This window comes from Nostoc sp. TCL240-02 (genome assembly GCF_013343235.1).
Lineage (GTDB): Bacteria > Cyanobacteriota > Cyanobacteriia > Cyanobacteriales > Nostocaceae > Nostoc.
In genome coordinates, this window is record NZ_CP040094.1 from 5,179,627 (window position 1) to 5,198,551 (window position 18,925).

The 18,925-nt window shown below is 43.0% G+C and carries 14 protein-coding genes; 5 read left to right on the forward strand and 9 right to left on the reverse strand.

The features are described from left to right. Positions 1 to 58: 58 nt before the first annotated feature. Genes FBB35_RS22075 through FBB35_RS22085 form a run of 3 tightly spaced genes read left to right on the forward strand, consistent with a single transcriptional unit; the run spans position 59 to position 2,315 of the window. Positions 59 to 928: a TIGR04255 family protein gene (locus tag FBB35_RS22075; RefSeq protein ID WP_174711416.1), complete on the forward strand. Its 870-nt coding sequence runs from the start codon at positions 59 to 61 to the stop codon at positions 926 to 928. Further along, positions 921 to 1,592, forward strand: coding sequence for a hypothetical protein (locus tag FBB35_RS22080; protein ID WP_174711417.1), 672 nt, complete (start codon positions 921 to 923; stop codon positions 1,590 to 1,592). Before FBB35_RS22075 ends, FBB35_RS22080 begins: the two co-directional genes overlap by 8 nt. 33 nt (positions 1,593 to 1,625) lie before the next feature. Continuing rightward, positions 1,626 to 2,315 (forward strand): hypothetical protein, encoded by a 690-nt coding sequence (locus tag FBB35_RS22085; RefSeq protein ID WP_174711418.1) that lies wholly within the window; start codon positions 1,626 to 1,628, stop codon positions 2,313 to 2,315. Between the two features lie 124 nt (positions 2,316 to 2,439). Here the strand turns inward: FBB35_RS22085 and FBB35_RS22090 are convergent, their stop codons facing one another. Then, entirely contained in the window at positions 2,440 to 12,144 is a 9,705-nt protein-coding gene (locus FBB35_RS22090) for a tape measure protein (protein WP_174711419.1), read from the reverse strand. Positions 12,145 to 12,451: 307 nt separating this feature from the next. Between FBB35_RS22090 and FBB35_RS22095 the strand changes: the two genes are divergently transcribed. Then, positions 12,452 to 12,745, forward strand: coding sequence for a hypothetical protein (locus FBB35_RS22095; RefSeq protein WP_174711420.1), 294 nt, complete (start codon positions 12,452 to 12,454; stop codon positions 12,743 to 12,745). 76 nt (positions 12,746 to 12,821) lie between these two features. Here the strand turns inward: FBB35_RS22095 and FBB35_RS22100 are convergent, their stop codons facing one another. From FBB35_RS22100 to FBB35_RS22110, 3 genes are all read right to left on the reverse strand, one after another. Further along, positions 12,822 to 13,301 carry a hypothetical protein gene (locus FBB35_RS22100; RefSeq protein ID WP_174711421.1) on the reverse strand — a complete coding sequence of 160 codons (480 nt, stop codon included), beginning with the start codon at positions 13,299 to 13,301 and terminating at the stop codon, positions 12,822 to 12,824. Between the two features lie 2 nt (positions 13,302 to 13,303). After that, on the reverse strand, positions 13,304 to 13,918 hold the full coding sequence (locus FBB35_RS22105) for a hypothetical protein (protein WP_174711422.1): 615 nt from the start codon (positions 13,916 to 13,918) through the stop codon (positions 13,304 to 13,306). 120 nt (positions 13,919 to 14,038) lie between these two features. After that, positions 14,039 to 14,554, reverse strand: a complete 516-nt coding sequence (locus FBB35_RS22110) for a hypothetical protein (protein ID WP_174711423.1) — start codon at positions 14,552 to 14,554, stop codon at positions 14,039 to 14,041. Between the two features lie 24 nt (positions 14,555 to 14,578). Between FBB35_RS22110 and FBB35_RS22115 the strand changes: the two genes are divergently transcribed. After that, positions 14,579 to 14,809 (forward strand): hypothetical protein, encoded by a 231-nt coding sequence (locus tag FBB35_RS22115; protein WP_174711424.1) that lies wholly within the window; start codon positions 14,579 to 14,581, stop codon positions 14,807 to 14,809. A 1-nt stretch (position 14,810) separates the two neighbouring features. Here FBB35_RS22115 and FBB35_RS22120 read toward each other — a convergent pair whose 3' ends face one another. The 5 genes from FBB35_RS22120 to FBB35_RS22140 all read right to left on the reverse strand — a co-directional run bounded on the left by FBB35_RS22120 (position 14,811) and on the right by FBB35_RS22140 (position 18,883). Beyond that, the gene (locus tag FBB35_RS22120; RefSeq protein WP_174711425.1) at positions 14,811 to 15,263 is read right to left on the reverse strand and encodes a helix-turn-helix domain-containing protein; all 453 of its coding nucleotides are present in this window, start codon (positions 15,261 to 15,263) and stop codon (positions 14,811 to 14,813) included. A gap of 141 nt (positions 15,264 to 15,404) precedes the next feature. Beyond that, complete coding sequence (locus FBB35_RS22125; RefSeq protein ID WP_174711426.1) at positions 15,405 to 16,148, reverse strand: DUF3102 domain-containing protein; 744 nt, start codon at positions 16,146 to 16,148, stop codon at positions 15,405 to 15,407. Continuing rightward, positions 16,145 to 16,807: a sigma-70 family RNA polymerase sigma factor gene (locus FBB35_RS22130; protein ID WP_174711427.1), complete on the reverse strand. Its 663-nt coding sequence runs from the start codon at positions 16,805 to 16,807 to the stop codon at positions 16,145 to 16,147. The genes FBB35_RS22125 and FBB35_RS22130 overlap by 4 nt, the downstream gene beginning before the upstream one ends. 97 nt (positions 16,808 to 16,904) lie before the next feature. After that, positions 16,905 to 18,410: a terminase family protein gene (locus FBB35_RS22135; protein ID WP_217481670.1), complete on the reverse strand. Its 1,506-nt coding sequence runs from the start codon at positions 18,408 to 18,410 to the stop codon at positions 16,905 to 16,907. After that, the gene (locus FBB35_RS22140; RefSeq protein ID WP_174711428.1) at positions 18,392 to 18,883 is read right to left on the reverse strand and encodes a helix-turn-helix domain-containing protein; all 492 of its coding nucleotides are present in this window, start codon (positions 18,881 to 18,883) and stop codon (positions 18,392 to 18,394) included. Before FBB35_RS22140 ends, FBB35_RS22135 begins: the two co-directional genes overlap by 19 nt. Positions 18,884 to 18,925 lie beyond the last annotated feature (42 nt).

An 18,925-nucleotide genomic window follows, 5' to 3' on the forward strand; every position in this document is an offset into this window, starting at 1 on the left:
ATAAGACAATCAATTTAGTTTGTCAAGGTAAAGAATTTTCTTTACTGGGTCTTGTTGTTTGCCAGAAAAATTATTTTTTAGCATACCTTTATCACTGCCTAAGCAGTTCTTTGCCTTCTATTGCCAGCTAGCCAAGTTTAACAACTGCATGAAGTTTCCCGAATCACCCCGTGTCAGATATACCCGCAACCCTCTTGCGGAAGTAATCTGCCAGCTTCGATTTCCCAAGATATTAAGAATTGAAAAAGAAGCTCCTGTGGATTTTCAGGAAGCGGTGAGAGCAGATTATCCACTCTTTAGCGCTGGTCAATCCATTGAGTTTTCGTTGTCTAACCCGCAGCCTAACTCGCCGCCAGTCTTGTTTGGGCAAGGTTCCTCTTATGAGTTTGCTAGTAAAACAGGAGAGTGGAAACTGGTTTTAGCAAGCGATTTTATAGCTCTTTCTACGTTGAAATATGAAAGCTGGGAGGATTTTAGAAAACGATTACTTATTGCTGTTGAGTTACTAGCTAAATACTACAAGCCCTCTTACCTTACAAGGATTGGCTTGAGATATCAAGATGTTATTATGCGCTCCGAGCTTAATTTGGAGGGCCGCGCATGGCGGGAGTTGCTTAAACCACCAATTTTAGGAATATTTGCAACTGATGATTTACCAGAGAATGATTTACCCCAAGCATTTTCGCATTTCGTATGTCATCTGGGTTATGCAGATGCAATGGTGAGTGCTAAGTACGGACTTGCATTAAAAAATGTAACTAATGAACTGGGTTATTTCATAGATGCTGATTTTCATACCGAGAAGATAGTGGAGATAGATGATGTTAGCGGATACCTTGATCAATTCAACCGAGAGGCAAGAAACTTTTTCCAGTGGTGTATCACTCCCTGCTTACACCAGGCCTTGGATCCAAAACCCCTTGAATGATAGACAAGGCAGAGCTTTGGCGAAGATATCTATCCCTGTTGATGCTGATCTGCCAACAAATATTTGCTCATCGGGTGTATATCTACCAAAATATTATCCTCAGGATAATATTTTTAAGCCTTTAATCAGCAAACAAGTTTTTTTAAATGCATTTAGCAAAGTCTTACTGAAAAATCTCAATAGGACAATTCAAAACTACTGGGAAGATGTCTTAGCTTCTGCCTCAACATCGTCGGCAGTGAGGCTTATAGAGATCAATGATTTTCCTGCTCAAATTAAAGAGTATTTTTATGAGTTGCGTGCAAATGACAAGGATGAGGATGCCCTGTATAAAATTTCAGAAGCAATAGTTGAATGGTTAACAGACAATCCAGAAGAATATCAAACAAGGTTAGCTGTTGAACTTTATGGCATATCTCCAACAGCTCAACGTATTCTTATAGCGGTCTTGAGTGATGCAGAGGCTCAAATCAATAGCGAAAATTTGCTTTATGTTATTGAGTCATTTTTAGAATCAACAGATAAATTATTGGCTCAATCTTCCGCAGTGTGTCTTTTAACTTGTGGTGGTCTTTTGGGTAGGAATATTTTGCAAACTACACTTTCTATTAAAAATCTGCCACACTCTGAATTGATTCAAGGCATAATTGAACTATTCGGTTAAGTTACATTCAGTCTCTTGATTACATGAAATCTCGTGCAATCCCTTCAAGGATCTAAACCGCCCAAATATCTAGTGCGTCTTTGTAGAAAGCTAACAAACTTTAAAACACTTGTAAACGAGGCGACTAAGTGTACAGACGGTTGCTGGAGCCAGGACTTAATTCAAAGAGTTATCAAAGAAGTACTAGCAGAAAAAAGCTCAGGTATTTCTACTTATAACGCCGATATATGTACTCCATTTGACGTTGGGCATTCTCTTGCGGTGATAGCAGAAGGTATATCTCAAAAAGAGTTCCTTGTTACGTCCAAGCCTCGAAAATCTAGCTGTACTAGGGGTTCTTTAATCATTCCGGTAAGTTGTTTTCCAAAGACAACTCGCTACCAATTCACCCCTGAAAATAATTTAAACTTTTACCCAGCCAATGATCGGCATTTTGATCTAGACATTGATGATTCTGAAGAATTAGCGGTTGCAATTTTAAAGGGCATTCACAATAAAACTATAGGATGGACAATTCTTGGAAATGAGGGGAAGTCGTTAGGTTCTTATCGTCTTCAAGCCGGTATTGCCTACTCACACTGCCTTAAAACTTTTGGAGAACTGAATCACTCTCAACCACCATTGGGTTGGGATAATGGTAAGGATCTGACAGCAGGTGAGCAAATTGAAATTCTTCAGCATTTGGCGCAAGTAGCGCAAATTGACAGTCCTATAGAAATGTAGTCAGGCAGATATCTATAGAAGATATTGTTAAGTCTTGAATGACGCGATCCTAACAGCAGTAGTCAAGGCCGTTTATTCAACAAGAGCTAGAGCAGGAACAAGTCTAGCAAGAGTGAAAATTTTTTCACATTCCCGATGCCATAACCTGACCTCGTGAAAAATTATTCATCAATCTAGCTGCATCATCAATTGGGTTAGCAGTAGATACAGAGAGGCTTCGCGGCGTGTTAGCCAATGTGATAATCGCACTACTTAAAGCATCCAACCTTTGCTCAATCCCCTGGTTCGCCATTTTGAGCGCATCTACAAACTGATTGCCTCCCCCCGATTCACGCGGTTGTATACCAGTTGATTTAAAAGCGTCGGCTGTTTTATCAATTGGGGGAATATCAATCTTCGTAGCAGATGGTAACTTCACCCCGGTGGAGGGCAGCTTTATTTCCTCTCGTTGTCGCTGGTAAGCATCAAACAAATTCTCTCCCGGCTTGAGTTTGAGTTCGGGCATCGGATTGAATTGAATTCTTTGAGGAGACTGAGAAAGCGCGAACTCGCTTGCGGATCGGGTTCTCTCCTCAGCCTCGGACAAACTTATCGGCTTACCTGCTTTTTCCGAAGTTTCCACTAAATCCAATGCAGCACTGCGCCTACGTCTTTGCTCGCCAGCTTGAAAGTTTTGGGCTTCCGTCCCTTGGGTTACTTTCTGTTCTTGGGTTGCATTGGCGGCAATTTCAGGCTGATCGTTGAGGTTAGCTTGGGCGCTAGCTACGCGATCGTTGCTTAAATCAATTTGCTTGTTGGCAATAACTAAGTTAGTTTGTGCTGTTTCAATAGCAATAGGATCTTTTTTAGCTATGGCAATTTTGAGCGTACCCTCAGCATCAGATTTAGCTTTTTGTGCTGCAAACTGCGCTGACTGGGCATCGTACAAAGCCATTTGAGCAGCAATTTTCTGACGCTTCAGGTCATTTTCTAACGCTTTGCGTTGAAACTCTTGCTCTGCCTTCATACTTAACTGCTTAATCCTGGCAATATTCTCCTCAATATCTTCTTTTTTCTCTTTAATTTGAAGCTCGTAATCCTCTGGGCTGTCTCCGCTACTGGCTTTTGTCACCGTAGCTGGGGTAACAGTCAATCCGTACTGCTGCCCAAAGCCCATCGCCTTGAGTTTAGCTTTAATAGCCGCTTTAGCCTGGGGTTTGAGGTTAGGATCTTTGAGTTTATCAACCAAGGACTGTGCGTCATCAGCATCGGCTTTTTGGTTTTCCAAGGGTGCAAGAGCAGCATCAGACAATGCCTTGCTTAAACTGCGGCGAGACTGTTCTAATCTACTGGTGCGTTCTAAACTTTGGTTATAAAGGTCAAGCTTTGATTTGGATTCATCAAGTTGAGAAGTTTGCTTTTTAAAGCGGTTTTCTTCAGCCTGCATAATCCGTTGAATGTTATGCTCTACGCTTTCTCTGTACTTCTCCTCAGCAGTGATTTTCAGGTCAACTAGTTGTCCAAGTGCAGCTGCTAATTCTTGCTGAAGTGAAAGCTCTGTTTCAGCAGCCTGCCTCGCATCTTTTAATCCTTCTGCACGATCGCTCTTGTTTTGCTGAATCCGTTTTTTAATCAGAGCAATACCGTCAGTGGTAGACTTCTGCTCAATCTGATTTTGCTCTTGAGCGAACTGGTCTTGACCTTGTTGGGTCAACCCAGAACTTAAAAGCTTAACTCTTGCTTTTGTTGTGCTGTTAGTTCGGGTAAGAGCGATCGCAGCCTCAGCCTTTTTGTTGACAAATTCAATATCCTTGATGCGTCGTGCTATAACTGCCTGCTGTACAGCAAGGCGGTTTTCTGCTTCTTGTTTCTCAAGATTAGTTTGTTCTGTTTCCAATTCGCGCCGTTTCTCAGCGAACTTTTCAGCAGAAATTGCGCCTTGGTCGTGATATGTGCGGAGTGCGGCTAATTGCTGGTTGAGGTTCTTTTGTTGCGATCGCGTGCTGGCTAAACTGATCCTGGAAATTTTTTCAGAAGCGATTTCCTCGGTTATTAACCTTGCCGTTTGAGCATTCTTAACGGCTGCAATCTTCTGGTTTTCAGCCTTTTGCATAGCGGCGCGAGAATTGGCGGCGCTGTCATCAATGCTGAACAAAGCATTGTCCTGCACAACTTGACCGCGCTTTGTTTTGGCATCAAGAGTAGCGGCTTGGGTTTCACTGAATTTAAGCTTAGATTCTTTCCCAGCTTTGAGCTGCTCTAAAATATTTTTATCAGCTTCTTCTGTTGTGTTTTTCAAGATGTCGTCAATTTTGGCAGCGCTGGAATCTGGTGTAAGTCCGAGCCGCTTTAGAGTTGCTTGGAAATCAGGCTTCGATGCCGCTTCATCATAAGTTTTTACAGCCGTTGCTGAATTCGCCTCGTCAATTTGAGCCGCTTTATATTCGTCGTCGGCATTCTTGAAGGCCAGTTGTCTAGTTGCGAGTTTGTTGCTGGAGAAACCAGCGATCGCGGTTTTTGTATTAGCTAATTTATTTTTCGCAAGGTTTTCTTTATTCTTTTCTTGACCTTCAGCAAGGACTAGATTTAACCCTCGCAGTGCTTGAGTAAATGCCCTGATTGGGTCAACTCGGAATGAGGCTAGAGTTTCTTCTTGTTGAGCCTTAAATTCTTTGAGTGGAACTGCCGCTTCTTTTAGCTTTACTTTGAGTTTTTCTACTGCATCTACCCCTCCCAGTGCGCTAATTGCTTTGGGATCGTCAAGAGCCTCTAACAGTGACTTAATGCTGTTAACATACTGGTCTGTTTTCGTCGAATCCAGCATCACAGGCTTGGCAATTTCTGCACGCTTATCATTAAGCTTTTTGATTTGCTCATCTTGAGCTTCTCGTTTTAGTCTGAATTCGGCAGGGATAGCCTTGCCCTTATCGGTGAAATCCCGTTTGATTTGAGCTTGAGTAATTTGGCGCTGCTGTTCGGCATTTAAAAGCTCTGCATCAACTTTTGGTAATTGTCCTGTTTTACCAGTACCGTTTTTTACAGACTGCAATCGCACACCAGCAGCAGCCAGAAAATTCTTAGTTTCGTCTGAGATATCGTTAATATCTTTGATTGTTGTGTCTCGCTCTAGCTCTCCAAAAGTTTGCAGTTTGCTTGCTTTATTCAAAGCTATGGCTCCCCCCGGCACATAGCTAGCAGCTGCACCGGCCAGAAATGAAGTCACAGGGTTGCTTTTTATTTGCTGTGCATTGTTTCTGATGGGGTTAATTAAAAAATCATCTGCCAATTTGCCAAAGCCATTTGAAGATTCTGGCTTACTGGTTTTTTTGTATGCGTTTGCGGCTTCTTCTGCTGTTTTCTTGGCTGAAGCAGCTGCCTGATTAAAAGATTTCACTAGGTCGGTATTGACGGCATCATTCAGCAGTTTAACAACTTCTAGTACTGCGAAAATACCAGCAGTCAACTTGACTGAGAAGGAGTTATTAATAGTACTAGCTAGCTGAGAAAAAGTACCTCCCAGCGTTACTCCAGCAGTTTTAGTAAGAATCAACTCTCCGATTATCGTCCATAAGGACTTACCTAAGTTGACAAGCAAAGTCGTAGAAACAGCAGCAATTATTATCGCTATTTCCTTGCCAACTTTAGCCACTTGCTCAAGAATGGCAGACAAAGCATTTAGCCCTGTAGTAGCAGCTGGTGATATCCCCTCACCAATGCCCTGCTGCAAGCTCAAGAAGGCATTCTCTACCCCAAAAATGGCACTTTGGGCGTTACCAGAGGCATCCTTGGCAGCATCTCCGAATTCCGACTGCAATTGCTTCGCAAATTTGGGCAAGAAATCCTGAGATAAAATGCTGCCGGTGTCCAAGAGGCGGGTGAACTCTGCCTCAGTTACTCCCATAGAACGGGCAGCGATACCCATCGCACCCGGCAATCGCTCGCCTAGCTGCGAGTTACCAGACCAGCAGATTTTACCCGATCTGCGAACATAAAGCGTAGTAAACGGAACCTCTATGCAAAATACTTCATCATCGAATTCAACCCATTCTAGACTTGATGGTTCTACTAGTACTTGAGCATCAACGTCAAAGCCAGTTGAATAAAAATATGGTTGATTTTCTAAATCTTTAGCTTTAACTATCTTGAACTTAGTATCATTGGCAGTCCTTACAACCATGCGGTGGTCAGGAGTAACAAGTAAATCGATATCAGGTGAATTGACGCGAAGCATCAAGCCAGTGTATCGATACCTTACTGTCCGAATTGCTAATTGAAACTCAATTTCTCCAGTCTCTAAATCTTGAGAAGCAAACAAATCGCGATCGCTTACTTCATCCCAACGAACCCATCCTCTATATGTCAGTACTTCAGTGCTGGAATCGTAACACCGTAATTCTTCCGCCGAAACCTTCCCCTTAGAAATCATCTGGCTCAAAGCCAGAATCGCACCTTGAGTATTGTCAGCACTCAAGCTAAGTACAGTGCTAGCTTGGGAAATCCCCGTAAATAATTCACGGGTTCCTTTGCCTTCTAGTGCAGAATTTCTTGATGCTGCTGCTAGTTGCACAAACCCTTTTGTCGAAGCTTCGAGAGGGACTTTCAAATCCTCAACAGTCTTTCTCACAAATGCCAAATTCTGAGCGCCCCCAGCAGTCCCCCCTGATGCGAAATTTAGGGCAGTTTTGAGGCGATCAAGTTCTACAAATGCTTTAAATGATTCCTGGGCAATGCTGCCAAAGAAATTCTGTGCCCACATCCCAATGCTGAATGCAAGAAAACCTTTAACCACACCGCCCAAGCTTTTGACAAGTCCGATCGCTCCGCCGGCTCCAACGCCAATAGATTCCAGGAATCCTTGGCTTGGCAGAGGTCTGCCGATCGCATCGTAAACTTTCTCAAGTTGACTGGTTAATCTATCAAGTTGCTTGACTTGTTTCTCGGTCAAATCACCTGGAGTTTCTAGGATTTTAGCTATCCCCTTGGTGGCTGCGCGGGACTGTCTAGCTAGTTTCTGATACTGCTTCTGCTCAACTTTATCCCCCCTAGCACCTGCATCAATTGCACTTGTTTCTAGGCTGGGTGCGATCGCAGTGTCTATTTCTATTGCTAATTGCGCCGCCCGTCTTTTCACCCGCTTGACAAGACTGTTATCAAGAGATTTGAAAATATCCTTGATGCCTTGGAGTATTGAGGGGCTTTTTCCTGTTTCGCCCAAACTATTGACGCGATCGGGTAGTATTTCTGGGGCTAACCCCTCCATCCCATACTTGCGTTCTAATTTGGCAGATAGTTTAGCTCTTTGCCTTATTGTTTCACGCTGCCTATCTATTTTTTCAGGGTCAAATTTATCATCTAATGCCTGATTCTGTTTGGCTTTTTCCGCTTCTAGGTCATCATATATTTTGATGATTCGGTCGTATTCTTTGAGCTTTGAAGAGATATTTTTTGTTTGGTCTTTTTGAATATCGGTGACTATTTTTAATAGTTCGCCTGCATCAATAACTTTATTAAAAAGCTCCTGGATCTTGATAGGTAAACCAAATTTCGGATCAATGCTCTGTGGTGGGGGTGGGGTTGGAAGTCCCGATCTCGCCTTGCTACCAATGGGTAAATTAAATCCTGGCGGCGGCGGTGGAGTTGGCAGTAAAGATTTACCAATTGGCAGATTGAATCCAGTTGGTGGGGAAGGTAGCCTTGACTTACCTATTTTTAAGGATTCTTTAGCACCTCGATCAATAACCTTAGAGACTGCGCCTTCTACCAGATTTGTACCTTGTGTAATCCCAAGCGCCAAGCCCTCGGTGATAAACTTACCAATGCGCTCAAACACTTTGGATGGCGATCTAATTTCAGCTTGGTTTTTGGCTGCCCCTTCAATCCCAACCATTACCTGCTGAATTTCTTTGATAGGCTTTTTAGCAGTGCTACTGATCCCGGTTCCGATCGCACTTACTAAATTCGCTCCTAAGCCCTCTCCCATCGCTGCCGTTTCAGTCTGATCAACATCACCTAGTGAAACTTTCGATTGATGAGAAATGTTTTTAAGTTGACTTCTAACTCCTCCTAAAGACTTGCTTTGTGCGGGAGTTAGCTGATTCTCACTACTTAATTGTTTTGCGATCGCCTCTTGTTCAGCCGATGCTTTTATTATCGACTCAAGCGCTAAACGTCTATCACTGACATCTAAATCTTGAGCAATTATTAGGGCATCAGCAAGTGACTTTCTTGCTTTTTTGAGTTCACTGATAGCTTTTGGAGCGTCAAGCGATGGATTTACATTACCTTTAGTGTTGGATTTTGATAAAAATTTATCTGGTGTAAGCTGACTTATTTTTTGGGCTATCTGCTCTCTACCATCTGCGGTTCCACCACCTGAACTAATCTCATTTAATAAAAGCTCTTTATTTGTATATTTGGTATCAATCCCCATGCGTCGTGCTAAATCCTTCACACCCTTGGCGTTGAGATTTGAAGCGGCGAATTTTCGCACATCAGCACTTGTTTTAAAATCTAGTCCTGGATTGTTAGTAGTTAAAGGCAATTCAGTTTTGGGTGAATCCCAGATATCGTAGTTTGACTTAATTGGCGATATTTTTTCTACTGAGGTAAGCTTCTTCTTCTCTAATTCACTCTGTAATGCTGCCTGTTCCTTCTCAATGGCAGACATTGATGATGCAAGAGTACTTCTAATCGATTCTTGTAAAGCAATTATTTCTTCAGTAGGTAAGACATGAAGCTCAGATCGCGCCTTGTCCAACAACGGCTTAAGGTCAGAAAATCCTTTTTGCAAGATTGCCCGTTGACGAGCTAGAGATTCTTTCCCTACCTCCCCTTCTTTATCTATACTTATGCCAGACGATAGCGCATCTTGTTGGACTTTGGTGTAATTCGGAGCTACGGAACTTTCTATGCTTTTATATTGGCTCACCGCAAGTGGAGCGCCCCTGCCAAACTCTGTTTCAAAGTTGTGAATTGCCCGTTTTTTCTCTGTCCGTTTCACTACCTCTGGTGAGAGTCTTAAGTCACCTATGTAAGCATTCGTTTCTAAAGTTCTTGATAAATCTCGTGATTGTCCGTGATTTTTTTCTGCATCTTCAAATCGAGTCGAGCCTTCAATTCGCCCACCTTCAATCCTTAGCTCCTCTGCTGTTGGCTGTATATTCCGAACAGAGTCAGCCGCATCTATCTGAGTTTTTTTGCCGAAACCATAATCAATCGCGTGGATTATTTCATGGGTAAGAGTGGATATATCGAGCGATGTTAAACTTCCAGACTGCGCTCTAGAGAATAATTCATTGCTTACCGATACTTGATTTTTTGTAGGATCGTATAACCCTGAGTAGCCTAGTTCTTGTTGAGTACCAGATGCTTTAAGTTGCGGGATGTCACGCGATTTAACCTTAATACCTGCATACAAATTGGCTACGTCTTTAACAATTTCTCTGTATTCTCGTGGTAGCTCAGTCTCGGAGCGGTTGTTTGCTATATTTCTTTTTATTTCCTGCTCTTTCCTTTTGCCCTGCTCCCTTTGCAGTATTGCCCCTTCACTGTAGTATTCTTTCTGTTCTTGCACTACGGATTTGGGCTTTTGTGGCGCAATTTCATTAAGATTGCCAACCTTGACTACTTCCTGCGACGCTTCCCTGAAAAGAGTAGGAATCGCTTGGGTTAATCGAGTTTGTAATTCTTGAATATTTTTAACTAATGCAGCATTACCATTAGCTAACTTTTGATTTAATTTTTCAATTTCCTTGGCAGGATCGGCAAGTTCAAGCTTGTACAACTCCAACGCTTTGTTTGCAGTAGCAGAGCGCTTTTTGAGTTTTACTATCTCGCCAGCACTAGTTTCAGGATTAACTAAAGCCTGCTCTAAATTTGTCTTAGCACTTGTCGTCAGCCCCTCTAGTTTTTGCAGCTTTTTCTGACGAATAGGTTCTGGAGTGTTAGCGTTGATTTTAGTGTTTTTCTGAGCATTAGCGACTGCTTTTTGTCCAGACACTAATTGCTCAAAGACATCTATGCCTTTTAATATTTCTGTGGTTTGACTTGATAAATCTTTTTCAACTCCTAACTCAGCTAATATCCTGACTTGCTTGTTAAGCTTTTCTAGATAAGCACTTTTAGCTTTCTTGAGTCCTTCAATCTCCTTTATATCAGAAGCTATTTCGGCATTAGCGATCGCAAGAATTTCTGAGAGTTTAGCAATTTCTTTTTTTGCTGCCAACTCAAATACTGCTCTTTTTTGAAGCTCTTCCTTTGAAGTAGCTTTAGGAAGAAGACTAAATTTATCCTGAGTCGCCTTGGCTTTTGATAATGAAGATTGAATTTCTTCTAGCTTGACAACTTTTTCGGGCAAAGATTTTGTTTTTTTTGCCTGCTCTAATTTGGCTTTATTCTCTGCAATATTTTTGTCAGCAGAGGCTCTGATGTCTTCCCTTTTTTTAAGTTCGTCTTCTGAGTTTGTCGCTGGAAGTTTATCTAGCTTAAATTTTGTGAATTCATTTTTAGCGATCGCTAGCTCAATCTGCTTGATTTCTTTAGCTTTTTGGGCTACTGGCTTTTCTTTCTCGGCAAGCGTTGAATTGATTTTTTCTACAGATCCTTTTTGTTCCAGAATCGAGATAAACTCATCACTAGCTGCGGCTTTAGCTTTTTTACGAGATTTAGATCGAGTAGCAATTGATTCAAAATTAGCGTTGTATGAAGCAGATGCTCTTTCTTCATCCGTTGCCAATGACTTGACAGCTTTTTGAGGCGATAAATTAATGCTGTACAGTTCAAGAGTTCTTTGCAATAACTCAAGCTGTTTAACTACAGCCCCACCGATGGGATTGTTTTTAATTACCTCAACGATCGCCTCTTGCGCCTTGGGAATAGCCTGCAATGATTTCTCTACAGCCTTTTGAGAGATTAACTCCAACGAGCCGATATTAGCTCCTAAAGTTGATTGGAAGGCTTTAGTTACCCCAGCACCCAACTGAAGCCCCAAAGGTGTGCCAATACCTTCAAACGCACCCCTGAGTGTAGCTGCCAATGGAACGGTGATTAATGAACCCAATCCACCAAAGATAGCTCCCAAAAAACTAGCTTTGGGCTTGGCTTTTTGAAATCCATCTTCTATAGATTTAGTTATATTTTTGGCAAAGTCGCCCGGCTTTTCTACTGGTGATACAGGCGCTTGTACCTTGACTTTTCCACTGATACCACTAGCATCAACATCTAAATTAATCTTAATTTTAGAGTTTTTAAAATAGCCCTCAACTTTATTGACAACACCCTTCAATTTAGATTCATCAACTGAATCCAGACCCTGCATCAACCCCGCGATCGCATACTTACCAATATCCCGAAATACCTTTGACGGCGACTGAATCCCCAATTGCTTGTTGACCGACTTGACCATCGAATCAATGGCAGATTTACCCGCGCCCTCAACCCCTGAGAACCCTTGAGTAAAGCCCTCGGCAGCATACTTACCAATTTGCTCAAACTGCTGCTTTACTTTTGCCTCATCAACTTTAACGTCAACTGCAACCGGAGAAATCTTTGATAGCCGCCGCAACTTTTCTTGGAAATCTTTAACATTGGGCGCTAAGTCAATTTTGATGGGGTCAATGCTAGTCGATAGTTTCTTGATCTGCTGGTCAAAGCGGCTAGTATCTATCTCAAGGGGAATGAATATGGGTTGTTGCGATCGCAACCCCTTGATTTGTCGTTCAAAGTCTTTGGTGTCAAGCTTGATGCGATACGCTATTTGACCAGTGTCTTGAGACTGCAACTTCTTCAAGTCGCTGTCAAATTGGGAACGATCCAGGTTTAATTTAATTGAAGCGGAACCAAGAGTACCCATGATTGCGATCGCATTACATCAAACAATGGATTCCCTTATTCCCCTAAATAAGTCATGCAGCCCCAATCAATTGTTGATTTCGATAACAAGACGGCAAAGAGCTTTCATTGTTATCAAATCGACTCATTATCGATAATTGAAAAATTTTTCATGAGGTAATTGCAAACTCCCCATCCAGTAACCACGCCTCACCCAACTCTGGAACCTTCACAACTCCCCCACTAGTCTCAACCTCTCCGAAGCGGAGCCGAGGGTTCCCCTGATCGTTAAGACGGTAAAATACGAATAACCTCGTAAAATTATTAACATGGAAAATAAATTCGCGGCAATACGAGAATCGCTCGGATCCAATCTAGAAATATCGCAAAAAGAATTACTAGTAGAAGAATTCCTCAAATCCAATCCAGAGATATCACAAAAAGAATTACTGCTAGAAGTCTTTCCCGAAATAGTAGATGCGATGAATGAACTCTTAATCAATATGGCAGTTGAAAGTTTTGCTGAAACTTGCTCAAAGAAAGAAACAGGAGCAATGGCTTGCTATGCACCACAATTGACGAAAGAAAGACTATTAAATCCGTACAATAGCTGTTGTGAATAATACTAAGTGCAGAGTGGTAGCACTACCTCATGAAAAATTTTTCACGAGCAAAGTTCGGCAGCTTTTGGTAGTAATTTTATCCCAGCAACGCCATCTCGCCATCCAACACCCACGCTTCACCTAGTGCTGGAACTTTCACAACTCCCCCGCTTGTGGCAAGATCCCCACTAGCCTCAACAAATCCCAGAGGGAACCTGACCAACCCATTATCAACAACTGGCTGTAGCAATACCACACCTTCACCCACCCACACTACTGGCGCACATGGATCGCTATTCCTTGACTTAGCTAATTTATCAACAGGAGCTAACGCTACACACCACCCTGGCAGCTTCCCAGCATCAGCTAGGGCAAAAAAGGCATTGGCAGCATCAGGAGGAATGCGATCGCCCTCATCATCAGCAGGAGTGAAGTAGAAGAAGTCACTGGGTTTTGCCGCCTCAGATTTCGGATCACGGCTGGAGTTGACAAAGCACGATGTGAGAGTTGCGATCCCTAGTTCAGCCAGATGCAACTCCTCACGGTGCAGTTTTGCGCCATAGTGCAGCGCTTGCAAAATTACCCAGGTTGGCTGGTTGCCAAATCTTCCTTCGCTGAATCTTTCTTCTTGCGGCCAGTAGCGGCGGACTCGCCAGAAGATTTCTCCCCAGTCTGGATCTCTGGGGTCGTCAGCGAGTTTCCCAGTTCTTCTTCAGTAATCGGGGTTGCTGCCTCTGTCGGCCAGCCAGCTTCCTCGTTTTTGGCAAACTCAATCACCAAGCTCAGTAATTGCGGATGAATTTGATTTGGATTACCAGTATTCTCAAGCTTCCAATCAGGCACTAACCGTTGAATTACTGCCGTAGCTAGCACCAAATTATGTGCAGAGGAATCTTCCTCTAATAAGTCTTGGAAGGTCACAAACTCTTCTAAATATTCTGCTAGAGACTCACTATCACCTTGAGTCAGTGCATTATATATATCAATTACTTTATTGCCTGATTTAGTGGCGATATCTTTCGCCAATTTCACAGCAGCAATCCGAATATCTGTTAAGTTAGCTGCTTTGATGAATAGGCGCTCGTTGGGGCTAATGTCGCCATATTTTGGTAATTCCAATTCGCCAATTTCAGGATTACCAATAGTAACTTTTTCAAATTCTTTTGGCGTTGTCTTGAAGGGAAGCTTTAACATATCAGTTATCAATTGCTAGTTATCAGATAACTGATTCCCCTCCCCGTAGTGACAAAAAAACGGATGCTTGCACATCCGTCGATTTCTATTCCAAAAAAAGAGTTTTTTAAATTTTGAGTGTTAATTGTCCCCATGATAGTCATCGGACAGAGAGAATGTCAACATTTTCCCGATCGCCCTTAAAATTTTAATATTCTGCCAACTTGCTATTTCACCTTGCCCAACCTCAGCTAGTCCCCAAACTTCCAAAACATAAACAAAGCATCTTGCAGTCAATTTCAAAGTTTCTTTAATACGAAAATAAACCCACCAATAGATCCAAAAAAGCGGATAAACATCGGTACGGACACAAGTCGCAGTCATTCGCATTTGATCGCCCCACACCTGTTTGTGTTTCCAATTCAGAGGAACGCGATCGCCAAGAAGATACTCCATTGCCAATTCAAAAGGAGCGCTAGCGGGATAGCTTTCATCCCAAACCAAGCGTCTTTCGTATCTCACATTAATAGAAACTGCCATCACAGAATGAGGTGGAAAAGCCCACCAGATGCCATTGTCGCAAAATGGATCAGTGTAGTTGTGAACAACGCAATATTCGTTGATATCGCACTCAATTTCAAACTTGATTGGATTCATGATATAAGTTTTATCAAAAACAAAATGCCACAGCAAGACACTCGCCAAGAACATCTGGAATGGGCAAAACAAAGGGCGATCGCTCAAGCCGAACATAGCACTTTAATCAGTGCGTTAGATTCAATTGCTAGCGACTTGCAAAAACACCCCGAAACACGAGGACATTCAGTATCTGAACTTGGGCTTATGTTGTATATGTCCGGCAGGCTTGGGACAAAAGAACAGATGATCCGGTTCATTCAAGCAATCAGTTAATTTAGAACAAATCATCTACAAACTTTTGTAAATCAGATGGGCGAATCTTCCAGCCCCTTCCTATTTTATCTCCCAGTAAGTTGCCATCTTTTAATTGCTTGACAAGGAAACCCTTGCCAAGCCCAGAAATTATTGCTGCTTCGCTCAAACTTAGTAACATTTTTAAGCGAATTGCGGCGATCGCATAGTGATAAGAAATTGCCTCTAAATGCTCCAATCCTGAACTCAAATATTCAGGTGCGACAGGCTGCGACAGTGCCGCGTCGTTCCGTGTCGTAGCAAGGGCTGGACGATAGACAGGTTCTTGTTTTTGCTCTTTAAACCTTACTAACTCTTCCTCGCTAAAATTGCGCTTACCCTCAATATAGGTGACTGCGATTTTTTTGGCCTTTACTAGGCGCTCAATCGATTTTACCGAAATATTTAAAAACTCAGCAGCAGCCTTGATATCCATGTTTCGACTACGTGCGACAGATACGACACGCTCATTGTCGCATAGTGTCGTAGTCCAAAAAATTAGCCCCGTGGAAAATTTTCCATAGGGTCGCTAGTTGTATTTTGGGTCATCCCTACCTAAGCTTGGGTATACGCAATTCTATCTCGAAACACTTGTCAACACTGGAACCTCTTGGCTACCTATCAACTTCGCCGCCATACCTTGAGCATCACTTGGCAAGTGTAATGCACCAATACTCAAACTAGCTGCCAGCACAGCTTTGAGTTCATTTTCTGGCAGGTACTCAATAACGATCGCGATCGCCTCTTTCAATTGTTCAGAAATATCCTCAATCTCAACATCAATCACCTCAGCGTCAATCGGAGCAAGCGATTCAGTTTCAGCCACCAACTCTTTTTTAAGAAATGGGTACTCACCAATAGATGTCTTACAAAGAATCACATCTCCGTGTTGCAAGTTGTCCTTAACTTCAACAACCTCTCCGTAGCACTCATGGTCTTTCAGTGCTACCTTATACTTTGTAACTGAGGGCGCTGGTGGTGTTTCTGCTTTGGGTTCGGACGCTGCTAGGGCGATCGCAACCCTGAGAGACGGTAACAGCGATTCAGTTTCGACACGTGTGTCTAAACTGGTGATGATTTTCTCCCAATTTCTAGCAATCAACATTAACCGATTCGCGTGGCGATGGGTGAAATTGCAATTCTTGTCAACCCATTCACCAAACTGTCCATAAGGTAAAGTTTTTTTTACTTCAAGCAACATCTCTCCCGCAAGTTTATCAGACGCGATCGCTTGCTTGAAAGCTTCAATTCCTGCTTCATAAAATTGCCTGGATTGCTTAAAAGCTTCATTAATATTATTAGCTAATTCAGTTAAATTCATAGCGTTTCTTTAAGAATAGATATCCGAAGTTTAGTCAGTCCCAAGTTAATATAAGCCTTAACTTTTTGCGGCGTTGCATTTTGCCGTTTAGCAATATCTTGAATTGAGTTGTTGCTGAAAAATTTTTCAACAATCGCTACTCGCTGATTAGCTTGTAGCCTAACTAAATGCTTCAACAGCAAAGCCTCATCTGGTTCCTCATCATCGGGCTGGGCTGGCTCATGAAGTAATTCGTCTAAGCTGATAGTTAGGTTGCTATCAATTGCCTCGATTTCGCGCCATTTCTCTGCGCTTATCCCCAGCCCCAAGGCAATTTGCAAAGCATCAACTTCTCTACCAAGAGATGCAAGACTTCGCTGTATCCTCCGTACTTTTGCCTTGGTTTCTAAAGCAGTTCGGGGGAGCTTTACACTTTGCCATTGATCGCGGAGAAAATGCTGAATTTCCCCTTGAATGTAGGGAATTGCAAAAGAGCTAAAGGCATTTCCGGTATTCGGATCGAAGCGATCGGCCGCCTTTAAAAGCCCGATGTAACCTAACTGATACAAGTCGTCGTAAGGTTCGCGGCAAGTCTGCGACATCCGGTGTACGACCTTGTGGACTAATTTTTCGTTGGATTGAGCGAGTGTATTTCGCTCTTTGACAGCAACTGACCGCATATTTTTGCAACCAAATATATTAATAGGGTATTTGGTGCTATTGATTACAGGCATTGTAGGGAGTACCTAAAAATGGTATTTACTTCATAAAGTTACGTCAGCCCCAGGTAGCGATATCTTCCGCCCAAACAGCAAATTCCACATTGCCAAAGGCATAGACGACTGCATCACCTGCATCAGGACTTCGCCCAATACGTTTTTGAATGTCGTCCTTTGCTTCAATTTGGATTTTGGAGGATGAAGTAATTTTCCATCTAGGTGCTGTTAAATCGGCTAGAAGTTCGGGGTCGTCGGGCAAGGCAATATCATCACCACTTGTCGGATCTAAAATTTCACGCAAGTGCCAGTACCACTCAGCACGCTTATTGATAAACCCAAACTTGCCGCTTTTATCTCGAAGAGATGAGCCGCCAGCACCATTGGCAGCATGAGCATTTAATCCCCGCTCAATGCAAGCATCATAAGGACTGGAGCCAACACCACAAATATCTATGTGGATGTATGCATCACCCTGTAACTCCACTTGTGCCAGAGATGCGATCGCCCCGCCGTTTGGGGTAGTCTTGCCTGCGTGTTTTTGCAATTTGTCAAGGAAATTACCGTATCTGGGAGCAATGACAGTTTTGGCGGAACCACCACGGGCGACATCTACACCCAAGCAGGTCATGGGAATTTTAGGGCGCTTATCCCATCGCTTCATTGCCGCTAGCACCCATTCAGTTGGGATAACCTGCCACGGATCATCCTCAACACCTGCCGCAAAGTCCCCCTTAAGCATTTGACTTCGCAGTGGTTCGGGCAATGACTGAAGTACTGACTTATAGCCAGTCTTCATATATATGGGGTTGTCTTCAATCTTGGCAGGAATGAAGGTACGTGATCGCGGCGTAACTAATTCTGTTTTACCTTCGCTATCTGTGTACTCAAACGGCTTGCCCGATTCAACCTCTACATCCTTACCATCTAAAACAACAAACCAACGCAACTCTCCCGGTACGGCTGGATTCGGATGTTTGGGGTCAAGCCAGGGGGCCCAGTACTCAATCACCCAACGCCCTTCAGATGTAGTGGGTGGATTACCAGTGCAAACTACGCGGCATTTTTGGTTAGGGTCATCAGTTCGCAACCAGCCAGTCAAAAACTTGAACTGAGATTTACTGAAGTGGGTGATTTCGTCTATCGCCTTAAGATCATGGGGGCGGCCTTGAAATTTTTCAACATCCTCCTCATGCTGACAAGCTCCAAACTCAAGACTTCGCCCCCCTGGTAATCCACTCCACATTTTTTCAGTGGAATTGTATCGAGCGCCTGTACCCTTGAGAATTTTTCTGCAATCCTTGAGTAGCCCCTTTAATTGGGGGTATTCACGCCGAAAGATGATTGAGTTTTGATGGGTGGTCAGCGCCAAGCCCAAAATCAAAAAACTTTTCCCCCCACCAGCTGCCCCGCCATAGAAAGTTTCATCAGCTGTTGATTCATAAGCAATTGTTTGTGGCCCAGGTAAAGGTTGCCATAGACGATTGCTCAATTCTTTTTCAAGAGATGCGATTTGAGCTAAAGCCTCATCCCACTTCTGCCTCGCGCTTACGCCCTTCTTTGCCACGCATTTTTCAACTCAGTTAAAAATTCTTCAGGGCCAACATCAAGTTCGATCGCTCTCTCCACCAAATCAGCTACCGTCTCAGGTTTCAATTTACGCTTCAGTTCGATGAGTTTTACAAGCGCCGTCGCCATACTACCTTTACCAAGTTCTGTCTCTGGTAGACTGCCGTGAATATCAGCGATCGCACTTTGAATTACTTTTAGATCCTCTAGTTCCTCATTCGTATCGCGTCGCCCTTGCACAACTTCCCGTAGCTTCGCCCCACCAAGCTTCTCCCTTGGCTTTGATTGCAATTGAATGACATTGCTGCTTTTAGCATTTTGTCGGTGCGAGTCCCAATTACCATCTTTTGCCCAGCGATCAATAGTCCGGCGGGAGACACCAAGGACGGTGGCGATGTCTTCGGGTGACTCACCTGTAATATACTTTGCCTCGGCAAGCTTGATTTTATCGCCGTCTTTCTTCCTGGACATTATTTGGACAATATAGAAATTATGATCTTATAGACAAATCCA